This is a genomic window from Paracandidimonas soli (assembly GCF_004342005.1).
Classification (GTDB): domain Bacteria; phylum Pseudomonadota; class Gammaproteobacteria; order Burkholderiales; family Burkholderiaceae_B; genus Paracandidimonas; species Paracandidimonas soli.
Genome location: NZ_SMBX01000016.1, coordinates 1 through 14,030 on the forward strand (window position 1 = coordinate 1; position 14,030 = coordinate 14,030).

Consider the following 14,030-nt stretch of genomic DNA (forward strand, 5'->3'; position numbering starts at 1 on the left):
ATCTGGTCGTATCCCTTGGCCTCGCCCGAACCGAAGGCCTTCGCCAGAACGGTCGTGATTGCTGCCGTGAGCGTTGTCTTGCCGTGGTCTACGTGGCCAATCGTGCCTACGTTCACGTGCGGTTTGGTCCGTTCGAACTTTTCTTTTGCCATGACTTAATCCAATTGCAATTCAAAATATTAAACACTGAACCGCCCGTGACCGACACGGGCGGCACCATCAACAATTACTTGCCGCGAGCGCTGATGACTTCGTCGGCAACGTTCTTCGGAGCTTCGGCGTAGTGCTTGAACTCCATCGAGTACGTTGCGCGGCCTTGCGTCTGCGAGCGCAGGTTGGTCGAGTAGCCGAACATCTCGGCCAGGGGAACCTCGGCCTTGATGATCTTGCCGCCGCCAGGGATGTCGTCCATGCCCTGGACCATGCCGCGACGGGAGGACAGGTCGCCCATCACGGTACCGGCGTAATCTTCCGGCGTTTCGACTTCGACTGCCATCATGGGCTCGAGCAGGACCGGGCTGGCCTTGCGCATGGCTTCCTTGAACGCCATGGAGCCGGCCATGCGGAACGCGTTTTCGTTCGAGTCCACGTCGTGGTACGAACCGAAGGTCAGCGTGACCTTGACGTCCACGACGGGGTAGCCCGCCACGATACCCGCAGGCAGCGTGTCCTGGATACCCTTGTCCACCGCGGGAATGTATTCGCGAGGAACCACACCGCCCTTGATGGCGTCGACGAACTCGTAGCCGCCGCCGGGGGGCAGGGGCTCGAGCTTGATGACAGCGTGACCGTACTGGCCGCGGCCGCCGGATTGCTTGACGAACTTGCCTTCGACGTCTTCCACCGTCTTGCGGATGGTTTCGCGGTAGGCAACCTGAGGCTTGCCCACGTTGGCTTCCACGCCGAATTCACGACGCATGCGGTCGACCAGCACTTCGAGGTGCAGTTCGCCCATGCCGGAAATGATGGTCTGGCCGGACTCTTCGTCGCTGCGAACGCGGAACGACGGATCTTCCTGCGCCAGGCGCGACAGGGCGATACCCATCTTTTCCTGGTCGGACTTGGTCTTGGGCTCGACAGCCTGCGAGATCACGGGCTCGGGGAACTCCATGCGCTCGAGGATGACGTGAGAGTCGATGTCGCACAGCGTTTCGCCGGTGGTGACGTCTTTCAGGCCGACCACGGCGGCGATGTCGCCCGCAACGACTTCCTTGATTTCAGCGCGATCGTTGGCGTGCATCTGCAGGATACGGCCGATGCGCTCTTTCTTGCCCTTGACCGAGTTGTACACCGTGTCGCCGGACCTGAGGACGCCGGAGTACACACGCACGAACGTCAGCTGACCGACGAACGGGTCCGTCATCAGCTTGAATGCCAGCGCCGAGAACTTGGCGTTGTCATCGGCTTCGCGAGTCGTCGGGTTGCCGTCATCATCCGTGCACTCGACAGCAGGAATGTCGATGGGCGAAGGCAGGTAGTCGATCACGGCATCCAGCATGCGCTGCACACCCTTGTTCTTGAACGCCGTACCGCACAGCATCGGCTGGATTTCGCCGGCGATGGTGCGCGTGCGGATACCCAGGTTGATTTCGGCTTCGGTAAGCTCGCCATCTTCCAGGTACTTGTTCATCAGCTCTTCGGACGACTCGGCAGCCGCTTCGACCAGCTTCTCGCGCCATTCGGCAGCATCGTCAGCCAGCTCGGCGGGGATGTCGATGTATTCGAACTTGGTGCCCTGGCTGGCTTCGTCCCAGATGATGGCCTTCATCTTGACCAGGTCGACGACGCCCTTGAAGGCATCTTCGGCTCCGATGGGAATGACGATAGGCACAGGGTTGGCCTTCAGACGCAGCTTGAGCTGGTCATAAACCTTGAAGAAGTTGGCGCCGGTGCGGTCCATCTTGTTGATGAACGCGAGGCGGGGCACACCGTACTTGTTGGCCTGGCGCCATACGGTTTCCGACTGGGGCTGGACGCCGCCCACGGCGCAATACACCATGCAGGCGCCATCGAGCACGCGCATGGAGCGCTCGACTTCGATGGTGAAGTCGACGTGTCCCGGGGTGTCGATGATGTTGATGCGATGCTCGGGGTAGTCGCCCGCCATGCCACGCCAGAATGCCGTGGTGGCAGCCGACGTGATGGTAATGCCGCGTTCCTGCTCCTGTTCCATCCAGTCCATGGTGGCGGAGCCTTCGTGCGTTTCACCCAGCTTGTGGTTGACGCCCGTGTAGAACAGGATGCGCTCTGTGGTCGTCGTCTTTCCGGCGTCGATGTGCGCGGAAATACCGATGTTGCGATAGCGCCCAATGGGGGTTTTGCGAGCCATGATTGTAGAGTCCTTAGATTACCAGCGGAAATGGCTGAATGCCTTGTTGGCCTCTGCCATTTTGTGCGTGTCTTCACGCTTCTTCATTGCGCCGCCACGGCCTTCGGCCGCATCGAGCAATTCGCCTGCCAGACGCAGATCCATGGATTTCTCGCCACGCTTCTTGGCGGCTTCACGCAGCCAGCGCATTGCCAGCGCCAGACGGCGCACGGGGCGGACCTCGACAGGGACCTGGTAGTTGGCACCGCCCACGCGGCGGCTCTTCACTTCGACTGCTGGCTTGATGTTGTTGATGGCCAGGTTGAACACTTCGATGGGTTCCTTGCCTGTTTTTGCCTGGATCTGGTCCAGGGCGCCATAAACGATGCGCTCTGCAACGGCCTTCTTGCCGGAGAGCATGACGACGTTCATGAATTTTGCCAGTTCAACACTACCAAACTTGGGATCGGGCAGAATTTCACGTTTGGGGACTTCGCGACGACGAGGCATGATAGCTTCCTTTTGTGTCAGTTCAGTTAGCCGTTTTCACGGCTGCGATCACCCAGGGAGATGATCACTTACGTGCCGGAAACACGATTTGCTTCCGGCTGCACTAGACGCCCTGAAACGGGCGCGGCCTAATTCTTGCTTAGGCCTTCTTGGGGCGCTTGGCGCCGTACTTGGAGCGCGCCTGCTTGCGATCCTTCACGCCTTGCAGGTCGAGCGCGCCGCGCACGATGTGATAGCGCACGCCGGGCAGATCCTTCACACGGCCGCCGCGCACGAGCACGACCGAGTGCTCCTGCAGGTTGTGGCCTTCGCCGCCGATGTAGGAAATGACCTCGAAGCCGTTCGTCAGACGAACCTTGGCGACCTTGCGCAGGGCCGAGTTAGGCTTCTTGGGAGTGGTTGTGTAGACGCGCGTGCAGACGCCGCGGCGCTGCGGGCAGTTTTCAAGAGCGGGGCTCTTGCTTTTGAAGCGGCTGACTTCGCGCGGCTTGCGCACGAGCTGGCTGATGGTTGGCATGACCTTGATGCATCCTTTACTTGATGTGACCGATGTGATCCACGTACTGATATGAAGATATCGGTTGGCGTGACAACCGATACTCTTGCCGCCGAGATCTTCACCAGGGCGGTTACGCAAAAACCGCCTGCCACGAACAACGTAAAAGAGCGGGTCTTGCTGTATTTGCTGCAGCATTTATCAAAAGTTTTGCATGAAAACCCATACAAAACCTATGGCAAATACTTTGGTTAGCTAGCCACTGTAGCATACTTGAAAACGCGAGGTCAATAAGCAAACGCCTCGCCGTCTCGACACCGGAGGCCGCCATGTCGTACTATAGCAACCTCCCTCTTCTGTCTGTTAACCCTTGTTGCGCGCCGATACACGCGGCCCCGCGCCCGGATACATCGCGTAGCAAACAGAGTCATGCCAATGAGCCAACCCATGAACATAGCTTCCCTGGAAGATGATCCGGCGCAGGCGCAACTCATTCTTTCCTCCCTGGCCGACGCCGGCCACACCTGCACCGTGTATCCCAAGGGCCAGGAAATGATCGCCGCCCTGGCCAAAGGCCATGACTACGACCTGATCCTGCTCGACTGGGAAGTGCCCGACATTACGGGGCTGGACGTCGTGCGCTGGATCCGCGCCCAGGAAGGCTACCGCATCCCGGTCATCTTCCTGACCAGCCGCACCCAGGAGGACGACCTCGTGCAGGGCCTGCACGCGGGCGCCGACGACTACATGACCAAGCCGCTACGCAAGGCAGAGCTGCTGGCCCGCATCGATGCCATACAGCGCCGGCTCAATCCCGCCCCGGATACCGACAGCGCATTCTCGTGCGGCCCCTATACCATCATGCCGTCATCGGGCAGCATCCAGCTGCACGACCAGGACATCGCGCTCGCCCCCAAAGAATTCGAGCTCGCCTTGTTGCTTTTCCGCAATCCCGGACGCCTGTTCTCGCGCGACGTGCTCAGCACCTCGGTATGGAACCGGGAAATCGTACCGACATCCCGTACACTTGACACGCATCTTTCGAATATCCGCCGAAAGTTGCAGCTTCGCCCTGAAAACGGCGTCCGGCTCAGTTCGTCCTACGCCCTGGGCTATCGGCTGGAGCTTGTTTCCGAGCAGCCAGCATCAGCATAAGGCCAGTTTGCATGCGCCATTCCATTCTTCCGTTTTTCTCCCGCTGCCTGCTGCCCATCGCCATTGCGGTCGCCTGCCTCGCATCTCCGGCATCGGCGCAGCCTGCCGGCGCCCAAGGCGATGATTTTCTGTATCGTGTCGCCAGAAACGACACCCTGATCTCGCTGGCGGAAAAATACACAACGGGCGCACAGAACTGGCAAGCCCTGCAAACGCTGAACAACGTCGCCGACCCCAGGCAACTGCCCATCGGCCTGCTGCTGCGCATTCCGTTCCACATGATTCCCCTGCTTCCGGGCGACGCCACGGTCGCGCACGTCTCGGGCGAGGCCTGGCTCGATCAGCGTCCTCTGAAACCGGGCGATTCGGTCGCGGAAGGCGGCTCCATCCGTACCGGCGGCAACGGCTTTGTCACGCTGAACCTGCGCGACGGAAGCGCCATCACCATCCCGTCGAATGCGTCCGTCGCCATCCAGCGGCTGCGCGTATTCAAGAATGCCCCCCTGACCGACACCATCCTGTCCGTCGACAACGGCTCTCTCGAATCCAACGTCGCTCCCGAGAAAAAAGGCGTCGGGCGTTTCGAAGTCCGCACCCCGGTCAGCATCACCGGGGTGCGCGGCACGCGGCTGCGCGTCCACGCCTCCACGGACGGCGCGCGCAGCGAAGTTCTGGAAGGCGCCGTCCAGCTGGATACCGAGGGCAAGGACTCCGCCCGCCTGACAAACAACCAGGGCGCGGCCATCGACAGCTCCGGGCGGCTGCTCGGGGTAAGCACCCTGCTTCCCGCGCCACGGTTGCCTGCCATCGACCCCGCGGACCACAGCGGCAGCCTGTCCTTTCCCGCAGTCAGCGGCGCCAGCAGCTACCTCGTGCGCATCGCCGCGGATCCCGCAGGCCAGCAGCCGCTCTCCAGCCAGATCACCCGGACTCCCGTCGCAACCTATGGCCGATCGGCCAGCGAGAGCTATCTGATGGTGCGCGCTATCGACGAGGCCGGCATCGGCGGCCACGACGCCATCATCTCCATTCCGGCCGGGCGCGTGCTGGTATCGTCCGATGGCACTCCGGTCCGGTCGGGCTACGCGGGCACGATCCAGCTGACCAACTACTGACATGCCGAACCGCGCAAAACGGCCCCTCGCATCATTCCGGGGCGGCCTTGAACTGCGCACACGCATCGAGTGGATCGCCGTCACGACAGTGCTGACAGTATTCACCGCGCTGCTCAGCCTGTTCGGCAAGCAAGTCGGCCTGCAGCGCCTGGACTTCACGCTGTACGACATGTCGCTGGCCGCCGCGGCGCAGCGCCCGGTCTCCGACGATATCGTCATCATCGCCATCGATGACGGCAGCATCGCCACACTGGGCCACTGGCCCTGGCGCCGCGCCCTCCACGCCGACCTGCTGGACCGCCTGCCGGAAACCCGCGCCATCGGCATCGACATCATCTTCACCGACCCGAACGCCTTCCATCCGGAAGACGACCAGCGCCTGGCCCGCTCCATCGCCGCCCGGAGCAATGTCGTGCTGCCGCTGGCGCTGAGCCAGGGCATTGCGCTGCGCCCGCTGCCCGTACTGGAACAGGCGGCGGCGGCAACGGGCTATATCAATATCTGGCCGGACGCCGACGGCTCCATCCGCTCCCTGCGGCTCTCGGCCACCGACGCCTCCGGCGCCAGCCATCCGCACATGATCGCCGCCATGCTGTCCGTGGATCGCGCAAGAGAGAAGGCCGACGGCTTGTCCTCCGCCCTGGGGCGGCCCCGGGGAGGGGACGGCCCTCTGCTGATTCCCTACGCCGGCCCGCCGGGGCATTTCCGTGCCGTGCCCTATGTCGACGTGCTGGCGGGAAATGTCGATCCCGCCCTGTTCAAGGGCAAGTTCGTGCTGATCGGCTCCTGGGGAACCGGCCTGGGCGACACTTTTCCCACACCCCTGTCCCACAACACCATACCGATGTCGGGCATCGAGATCCTGGCCAACGGCCTGCAAAGCAGCCTCGAGGACCGCTGGATCCGGACCCCGCCCGCCTGGCTGAGCGCTATATTCGCCGCCATTCCGGTCCTGCTGATCTGCCTCGTCCTGCGCCGGCGCTCCCCTCGCCAGGCATTCTTCAGCCTGCTGATCGCCGTATCGCTGATGCTGGTCCTCAATGGACTGCTGCTGTGGCTCGCCCTGGTCTGGATTCCCATCGCCGCCAGCCTGGTCGGCATCGTGCTGAGCTACCCGGTATGGAGCTGGCGCAGCCAGGAAGTCGCGCTGAAACAGATCAGTCTCGAACTCGGCAAGCTGCAGGACGAACAGTCTCCCTTCAAGGAAAACCTGCTGGCGACCGCGCAGGAGGACGGTGACTCCTCCCTGCCTGCGCGCATCCAGCATCTGCACGGCGCCATCGGGCAACTGCGCAATCTGCGGCAATTCTTCACCGACAGCCTGGACGCCACCCCCGACGCCACGCTGATCTTCGATACGGCCGGCATCACCCGCTTCGCCAGCCAGAAGGCCAAGGCCTACTCGCAGGCCATACAGGCCACGCCGCCCTACAACGGCGCAACGGCACAGTCCGTGCTGCGGCGCATCATCACCGACACCGCGCTGCGGCAGGCCGTGATCCAGTCCCTGAGCGACCCGACGCACCGGCAGCCGCAGAACCTGGCATGGCCCATGTGGAATGACGACGGCCTGGAGCTGCGCGATGCCGCCGGCAACGACATGCTGCTGAAATGCGTGCCCATACGCACCGCAAGCGGCACGGATGCCGGCTCCATCCTCACCCTGATCGACATTTCCCCGCTGCGCCAGGCCCAGCGCAAGCGCGAGGAATCCCTGCGATTCATTTCTCACGACATGCGCTCGCCGCAGAACTCCATCCTGGCGCTGGCGCAACTGCAGAAAAATCCGGAAACCGCGCTGCCGCAGGCAACCCTGCTGCAGCGCATGCAGCACTATGCCTCCAAGACGCTGCGGCTGGTCGATGGCTTCGTCCAGCTGGCGCGCGCGGAGTCCATGGCGATACGGATACGCTCCCTGAATCTTTCAGACCTGCTCATGAATGCCTGCGACGAGCTATGGGCGCTGGCGCAGCAGCGGCAGATACGGATCTCCCTGGAAAACCTGCCGGACTACGCTGGCGTGCAGGGCGACGAAACCATGCTTTCGCGCGCCCTGGGCAACCTGCTGGACAACGCCATCAAGTACAGCGGCGACGACACCGTCATCACATGCCGCATCCGACATCTCCCGGACCAGGCTTGCTGGGAACTGACCATCCAGGACCAGGGCCGGGGCATCGCGCCGGATCGCCTGGGTGGCATTTTCCAACCGTTCACGCGGGTGGACGAGACCATACAGGGCAACCCCGCCGGAACGGGCCTGGGCCTCGCCTTCGTCCAGGCCGTCATCACGCGCCACAACGGTTCCATCCGGGTCGACAGCACGCCCGGCGCTGGCTCGACCTTCACCCTCGCCTTGCCGATCTTCGACGAGCCGGCCGGCGACGCCGACATCTGATCTCACGCCAACACGCAAACCAGAAGCAAAATGCCGGCGGCTCGCCTCTTTCCGCATGCCCGGCCGGATAAGCGCAACATACTGCAGCACCCTTCACCGCCTGCGGCATCCCGCCTGCCCCATCAGCCAAAAATATGGCTTCTTCCTTGCGCTATCACAAAGACCTTTGTCTGGGCATGGTCTCTAATGCATTCGTCGGCAGCGTAACCTGCTGCTCCAGATAAACACAATTCGTTTCCTTGTGGGATTTTGGCTTTGCCGACATTGCTCATGCCGCCAGCCAATCGGAATCATGCACGTATTCTCCTCTTCCCGCCGGCAGTTTTTCCGCCGTCCCCGCCAAAAGGGAGCGAACGCGATCCGTCCGCCCGGCGCGCTGCATGAAAACCAGTTCCTGGAGCTATGCACCCGCTGCGGCGACTGCGTCCCATCCTGCCCCACCCGGATCATCGTACATGGCGACGGCGGCTATCCCGCGCTCGACTTCAGCGCGGGCGAATGCTCGTACTGCCAGCGCTGCGCGCAGTCCTGTACGACCGGGGCCTTGGCGCAAGGCCCCATCCCCCTTCCCTGGCTGCTCGCCTCCATCGGACCGGCCTGCCTTGCCGCCGCCAGCGTCGAGTGCCGCATCTGCGGCGAATCCTGCCCGGCGCAGGCCATCCGCTTCCGCCCCCACCCCGGCGGCGTGGCCCAACCCCATTTCGACGCCGGGCAATGCACCGGCTGCGGCGCCTGTGTCGCGCCCTGTCCCACCCAGGCCATCTCCATGGAGGCTCACCATGCGCATTGCTAGCTTGCTGGTCCGCGCCCAGCCCGAACACGTTCCAGCGCTGGAACTATCCCTGCCCGCCATTCCCGGCGTCGAAGTGCATCGCACCGACATTGCCAGCGGCACCCTGATCCTGACCGTCGAGGACGGCGAGGGCTATGCCGTCTCCGACTCCATCGTCGCCGTCAATCTCGCGCAGCACGTCATGGCCGCCACCCTGGTCTACGAACACAACGACGAAACCCTTGAACCAGAAACCGTCAACTCCAACGAGGTTGCCTGAAATGAACAACATGAACCGACGCGATTTCATCAAAGCCAATGCCGTCGCCGCGGCGGCCGGCACTGCCGGCATGGCGCTGCCCGCCGTTGTCCAGGCGCAATCCGCGGAAAGCACCAAGGTGCGCTGGGACAAGATCCCCTGTCGCTTCTGCGGCACCGGCTGCTCGGTGCTGATCGGCGTGCAGAACGACCGGGTCGTCGCCACGCAGGGAGATCCCGACTCTCCCGTGAACCGCGGCCTGAACTGCATCAAGGGGTACTTCCTGTCCAAGATCCTGTACGGATCCGACCGCCTGACGCAGCCGCTGCTGCGCATGACCAATGGGCAGTACGACAAGAACGGCACCTTCACGCCCGTTTCATGGGACCAGGCCTTCGACATCATGGCCGACAAATGGAAGGCGGCGCTCAAGGAACAGGGCCCCGACGCCATCGCCATGTTCGGCTCGGGCCAATGGACCATCTGGGAAGGCTATGCCGCGTCCAAGCTGTTCAAGGCGGGCTTCCGCTCCAACAACCTGGACCCCAACGCGCGCCACTGCATGGCCTCCGCCGTGGTCGGCTTCATGCGCACCTTCGGCATCGACGAGCCCATGGGCTGCTACGACGACATCGAGCAAGCCGACGCCTTCGTGCTCTGGGGTTCCAACATGGCGGAAATGCACCCCATCCTCTGGAGCCGCATCACCGACCGCCGCCTGACCAAGGCCGGCAGCGAAGTCCACGTGCTTTCCACCTTCGAGCACCGCTCGTTCGAGCTGGCCGACAACGGCATGATCTTCGTGCCGCAGACCGACCTGGCCATCCTGAACTACATCTGCCACCACATCATTTCCACCGGCAAGGTCAACCAGGAATTCGTCGACGCGCACGTCAAGTTCAAGATCGGCGAAGGCGACATCGGCTACGGCCTGCGCCCCAACCATCCGCTCGAGGTCAACGCCACCAACAACGGCTACGCCGGCGCCGACGGCAAGCCCAAGGGTGATACGGGCGCGGCACGCGACTGCACCTTCCAGGAATTCGCCGACTTCGTCGCCGACTACACGCTGGAAAAAGTCTCCAGGCTCTCGGGCGTGCCGGCGGACCGCCTGCTGCGCATGGCGGAACTGTACGCCGACCCCGACAGCAAGGTCGTGTCGTTCTGGACCATGGGCTTCAACCAGCACACGCGCGGCACATGGGTCAACAACATGATCTACAACGTGCACCTGCTCACCGGCAAGATCAGCATCCCTGGCTGCGGGCCGTTCTCCCTCACAGGCCAGCCTTCGGCCTGCGGCACGGCGCGCGAAGTCGGCACATTCGCGCATCGCCTGCCCGCCGACATGGTCGTGGGCAATCCCACGCACCGCGCCATTACCGAAGACATCTGGCAACTGCCCGACGGCACCATCCCGAGCAAGGTGGGCCTGCACGCCGTGGCGCAGAGCCGCGCCCTGAAGGACGGCAAGGTCAAGTGCTACTGGACCAGCACCACCAACAATATGCAGGCGGGCCCGAACATCAACGACGAGATCTACCCCGGCTGGCGCAATCCCGAGGCCTTCGTCGTTGTGTCCGACTGCTATCCCACGGTTTCCGCCCTGTCCGCCGACCTGATCCTGCCCTCCGCCATGTGGGCCGAGAAGGAAGGCGCATTCGGCAACGCCGAGCGCCGCACACAATTCTGGCGCCAGCAGGTCAAGGCGCCCGGCGAGGCCCGCAGCGACCTGTGGCAATACATCGAGTTTTCCAGGCGCTTCAAGGTCGAGGAGGTCTGGCCGGAAGACCTCATCGCCAAGAAGCCCGAACTGCGCGGCAAGACTCTGTACGACGTGCTCTACGCCAACGGCGAAGTCGACAAGTTCCCCCTGTCGGATCTGCAGACGGCCAATGGACACGCCATCGACGGCTACATGAACGAAGAATCGAAGGCCTTCGGCTTCTACGTGCAGAAGGGCCTGTTCGAAGAATACGCGCGCTTCGGGCGCGGCCATGCACACGACCTGGCCGATTTCGACATCTACCACAAGGCGCGCGGCCTGCGCTGGCCCGTGGTCGACGGCAAGGAAACCCTGTGGCGCTTCCGCGAAGGCTACGACCCCTACGTCAAGCCGGGCGAAGGCGTGAAGTTCTACGGCCACAAGGATGGGCGCGCCGTCATCTTCGCGCTGCCGTACCAGGATCCCGCCGAAATGCCGGACAAGGAGTTCGACCTGTGGCTGTGCACGGGCCGCGTGCTGGAGCACTGGCACACCGGCTCCATGACGCGCCGCGTTCCCGAGCTGCACCGTTCCGTGCCCGAGGCGCAGATCTTCATGCACCCCGAAGATGCCGCCAAGCGGGGCCTGCAGCGCGGCATGGCCGTCAAGGTGGCATCGCGCCGGGGCGAAATGGTGGCGCAGCTCGAGACCCGCGGCCGCAACAAGCCGCCCAAGGGCCTGATATTCGTCCCGTTCTTCGACGAAAGCCGCCTCATCAACAAACTGACGCTGGACGCCACTTGCCCGTTGTCGAAAGAAACCGACTTCAAGAAGTGCGCCGCCAAAGTCACGAGGGCCTGAGGGCCATCGCAGCCTGAGTACGGATCATCGTCATGACGCATCAGTCCAGACCCGACCGCACCGACGCACCGGCAGCCAAGCCGGCGCGTTCGGCTGCCAACAACGCTCGCCGTCGCTTCATGCAAAGCACCGCCGGCGCTGCGGGCGCGGGCTGCCTGATCGCACTTGGCGTCGGTCTGTACGCAAGCCAGTCGCGCGCCCTGCCGGCAACCGCCATACGTCCGCCCGGCGCGCTGCCGGAGGCCGACTTCCTGTCCGCCTGCGTGCGCTGCGGCCTGTGCGTACGCGCCTGTCCGTTCGATACCCTGGTGCTGGCGGAGCTCGGCGACAACGTGGCCACCGGCACTCCCTATTTCACGGCACGCAACATCCCGTGCGAAATGTGCGAAGACATTCCCTGCGTCGAGTACTGCCCGACGGGCGCGCTCGACCACGACCTGACCGACATCGACGATGCCCGCATGGGTCTGGCCGTGCTGATCGACCAGGAGAACTGCCTGAACTATCTCGGCCTGCGCTGCGATGTCTGCTACCGGGTCTGTCCCCTGATCGACAAAGCCATCACCCTGGAAACGCAGCACAATCCGCGTTCAGACCGCCACGCCATGCTGCTGCCCACTGTGCATTCCGATGCCTGCACGGGCTGCGGCAAATGCGAAAAAGCCTGCGTGCTTCCAGGCGAGTCGGCCATCAAGGTGCTGCCCATCCGCCTGGCGCAAGGCTCGGCGGCGCAGCACTACCGTCGCGGCTGGGAAGAAAAATCCGCGGCCGGCGGCGAATCGCTGATCGGCGAACAGGTCGAACTGCCCGTGCGCGGGCTAGAGCAGCCCGTTCCCGCCGCGCCATCGCACACGGCGCCCCCGGCGTTCCAGCCGGAACCCGCAGCACTGCCGGAAACCCCCAGTCCGCCCGCCGTGCGCCCGCCAGTCACCCCGCGCGACAAGACGCAGCCGTTCCAGCCGTATTCCGGCTCCGGCATTGATTCAGGGTGGAAGCCATGACACATCCATCCGCTCCCGATACATCCCTGCCCCTCGGCATGGCTGCAAACAAGCCAGGCGTGCGTCCGCGCGATGACGACAAAGGCAAGCACGCGCCCACGGAAAAAAAGCCGGCCACCGGCATGCGGGCAGGCAAGCGTCCCGGCGCCGAGGCCCTGGCCAGCAAAGGCTTCTGGAAGGCGAACCGCTGGCTGATCCTGCGCCGCCTGTCGCAGGTGAGCATCCTGGGCCTGTTCCTGCTCGGCCCCTGGTTCGGCATCTGGATCCTGAAAGGCAACCTCAGCGCCAGCCTGCTGCTGGACGTCATTCCCCTGGCGGACCCCTTCGTCATGCTGCAGTCCCTGGCTGCGCTGCACATACCCTACCGCGACGCCCTGATCGGCGCCGGGCTGATGCTGGCGTTCTACCTGCTGTTCGGCGGACGCCTGTATTGCTCCTGGGTCTGCCCCATGAACATCGTCACCGATGCCGCCGCATGGCTGCGCCGCAGGCTGGGCATCAAGGGCAACAAGGCGCCCGACGCTTCCACCCGCTACTGGCTGCTGCTGTTCGTCCTGCTGGCCGCGCTGGCCACGGGCAGCCTGGCATGGGAGTGGGTGAATCCGGTCTCCATGCTGCACCGCAGCCTGATCTTCGGCTTCGGCCTGGCATGGGGCATCGTCATCGGCGTCTTCCTGTATGACCTGTTCATCGCGCACCACGGATGGTGCGGCCACCTGTGCCCCCAGGGCGCGTTCTACGGCCTCGTCGGACGCACCGGGCTGCTGCGCATCAAGGCGGAAAACCGCAAGGATTGCGACGACTGCATGGACTGCTTCGCCGTCTGTCCCGAAATGCACGTCATACGCCCGGCGCTGAAGGCCGCCGGCCAACAGCACGCGCTGATCCTGAATGCCGATTGCACCACTTGCGGACGCTGCATCGACGTCTGCGCAAAAAACGTTTTTCGAATTTCGACCCGATTTGACAGGAGTGAGCCATGAGCCAACCCCGTATCCGCATCATCGCACTGGCAGCCGCACTCGCTTTTGCGCTGCCCCCCGCCGCCTCGCTTGCGGAAGACGCCGTCAAGACCCTGCGCAACGCCGATGTCGCCGCCCCCGACGATACGGCGGGCCAGTACCGCCTGTTGCCCGACGGCCAGCCGCTGCCGCGCGATTATGTGCAGCAGCCTCCCCTGGTGCCGCACAAGATCGACGGCTACGAAGTCACGCTGAACTTCAACCGCTGCATGGACTGCCACTCCTGGAGCCGCTATCGCGAAACCGGCGCCACCAAGGTCAGCCTCACCCACTTCAAGGACCGCGACGGCGGCGAACTGTCCAATATTTCCCCGCGCCGCTATTTCTGTGTCCAGTGCCACACGCCGCAAACCGATGCCAAGCCGCTGGTCGACAACAACTTCATGCGGGCCGAAGGGCTGCGTTGACCGAAAGCGCCAATACCTAAC

14 protein-coding genes are annotated in these 14,030 nt (G+C 63.7%); 10 read left to right on the forward strand and 4 right to left on the reverse strand.

All coding sequences use genetic code 11. The annotated features are described in order from the left end of the window. From EV686_RS17990 to rpsL, 4 genes are all read right to left on the reverse strand, one after another. A partial coding sequence (locus EV686_RS17990; RefSeq protein ID WP_243650956.1) for a GTP-binding protein occupies positions 1-152 on the reverse strand: 152 nt, incomplete at its 3' end. A gap of 74 nt (positions 153-226) precedes the next feature. Further along, positions 227-2,329: an elongation factor G gene (gene fusA / locus EV686_RS17995; RefSeq protein WP_132478348.1), complete on the reverse strand. Its 2,103-nt coding sequence runs from the start codon at positions 2,327-2,329 to the stop codon at positions 227-229. 18 nt (positions 2,330-2,347) lie between these two features. Further along, entirely contained in the window at positions 2,348-2,818 is a 471-nt protein-coding gene (rpsG, locus tag EV686_RS18000; protein WP_132478349.1) for a 30S ribosomal protein S7, read from the reverse strand. 139 nt (positions 2,819-2,957) lie between these two features. Beyond that, positions 2,958-3,335 carry a 30S ribosomal protein S12 gene (rpsL, locus tag EV686_RS18005; RefSeq protein WP_132478350.1) on the reverse strand — a complete coding sequence of 126 codons (378 nt, stop codon included), beginning with the start codon at positions 3,333-3,335 and terminating at the stop codon, positions 2,958-2,960. Positions 3,336-3,404: 69 nt separating this feature from the next. Between rpsL and EV686_RS18675 the strand changes: the two genes are divergently transcribed. From EV686_RS18675 to EV686_RS18050, 10 genes are all read left to right on the forward strand, one after another. Beyond that, the gene (locus EV686_RS18675; RefSeq protein ID WP_165972683.1) at positions 3,405-3,569 is read left to right on the forward strand and encodes a hypothetical protein; all 165 of its coding nucleotides are present in this window, start codon (positions 3,405-3,407) and stop codon (positions 3,567-3,569) included. Positions 3,570-3,761: 192 nt separating this feature from the next. Next, positions 3,762-4,469, forward strand: a complete 708-nt coding sequence (locus EV686_RS18010; RefSeq protein ID WP_132478351.1) for a response regulator transcription factor — start codon at positions 3,762-3,764, stop codon at positions 4,467-4,469. An 11-nt stretch (positions 4,470-4,480) separates the two neighbouring features. Then, positions 4,481-5,584, forward strand: coding sequence for a FecR family protein (locus tag EV686_RS18015; RefSeq protein ID WP_132478352.1), 1,104 nt, complete (start codon positions 4,481-4,483; stop codon positions 5,582-5,584). 1 nt (position 5,585) lies between these two features. Beyond that, entirely contained in the window at positions 5,586-7,982 is a 2,397-nt protein-coding gene (locus tag EV686_RS18020; protein ID WP_132478353.1) for a CHASE2 domain-containing protein, read from the forward strand. A gap of 292 nt (positions 7,983-8,274) precedes the next feature. Continuing rightward, complete coding sequence (gene napF / locus EV686_RS18025) at positions 8,275-8,775, forward strand: ferredoxin-type protein NapF (RefSeq protein ID WP_132478354.1); 501 nt, start codon at positions 8,275-8,277, stop codon at positions 8,773-8,775. Further along, positions 8,762-9,034 carry a chaperone NapD gene (locus tag EV686_RS18030; protein WP_132478355.1) on the forward strand — a complete coding sequence of 91 codons (273 nt, stop codon included), beginning with the start codon at positions 8,762-8,764 and terminating at the stop codon, positions 9,032-9,034. Before napF ends, EV686_RS18030 begins: the two co-directional genes overlap by 14 nt. Positions 9,035-9,044: 10 nt before the next feature. Next, complete coding sequence (gene napA, locus EV686_RS18035; RefSeq protein ID WP_207901877.1) at positions 9,045-11,579, forward strand: nitrate reductase catalytic subunit NapA; 2,535 nt, start codon at positions 9,045-9,047, stop codon at positions 11,577-11,579. Between the two features lie 32 nt (positions 11,580-11,611). Beyond that, positions 11,612-12,580 carry a ferredoxin-type protein NapG gene (napG, locus tag EV686_RS18040; protein WP_132478357.1) on the forward strand — a complete coding sequence of 323 codons (969 nt, stop codon included), beginning with the start codon at positions 11,612-11,614 and terminating at the stop codon, positions 12,578-12,580. Further along, a complete protein-coding gene (napH, locus tag EV686_RS18045) occupies positions 12,577-13,563 on the forward strand; it encodes a quinol dehydrogenase ferredoxin subunit NapH (RefSeq protein ID WP_243650955.1) in 987 nt (328 codons plus the stop codon). Before napG ends, napH begins: the two co-directional genes overlap by 4 nt. Further along, positions 13,560-14,009: a nitrate reductase cytochrome c-type subunit gene (locus EV686_RS18050; protein WP_132478358.1), complete on the forward strand. Its 450-nt coding sequence runs from the start codon at positions 13,560-13,562 to the stop codon at positions 14,007-14,009. Before napH ends, EV686_RS18050 begins: the two co-directional genes overlap by 4 nt. Positions 14,010-14,030: the final 21 nt, after the last annotated feature.

Coding starts and splice junctions, on each gene's coding strand:
- fusA (WP_132478348.1), bottom strand. CDS start 2,329: ATGGCTCGCAAAACCCCCATTGGGCGCTATCGCAACATCGGTATTTCC.
- rpsG (WP_132478349.1), bottom strand. CDS start 2,818: ATGCCTCGTCGTCGCGAAGTCCCCAAACGTGAAATTCTGCCCGATCCC.
- rpsL (WP_132478350.1), bottom strand. CDS start 3,335: ATGCCAACCATCAGCCAGCTCGTGCGCAAGCCGCGCGAAGTCAGCCGC.
- EV686_RS18010 (WP_132478351.1), top strand. CDS start 3,762: ATGAACATAGCTTCCCTGGAAGATGATCCGGCGCAGGCGCAACTCATT.
- EV686_RS18015 (WP_132478352.1), top strand. CDS start 4,481: ATGCGCCATTCCATTCTTCCGTTTTTCTCCCGCTGCCTGCTGCCCATC.
- EV686_RS18020 (WP_132478353.1), top strand. CDS start 5,586: ATGCCGAACCGCGCAAAACGGCCCCTCGCATCATTCCGGGGCGGCCTT.
- napF (WP_132478354.1), top strand. CDS start 8,275: ATGCACGTATTCTCCTCTTCCCGCCGGCAGTTTTTCCGCCGTCCCCGC.
- EV686_RS18030 (WP_132478355.1), top strand. CDS start 8,762: ATGCGCATTGCTAGCTTGCTGGTCCGCGCCCAGCCCGAACACGTTCCA.
- napA (WP_207901877.1), top strand. CDS start 9,045: ATGAACCGACGCGATTTCATCAAAGCCAATGCCGTCGCCGCGGCGGCC.
- napG (WP_132478357.1), top strand. CDS start 11,612: ATGACGCATCAGTCCAGACCCGACCGCACCGACGCACCGGCAGCCAAG.
- napH (WP_243650955.1), top strand. CDS start 12,577: ATGACACATCCATCCGCTCCCGATACATCCCTGCCCCTCGGCATGGCT.
- EV686_RS18050 (WP_132478358.1), top strand. CDS start 13,560: ATGAGCCAACCCCGTATCCGCATCATCGCACTGGCAGCCGCACTCGCT.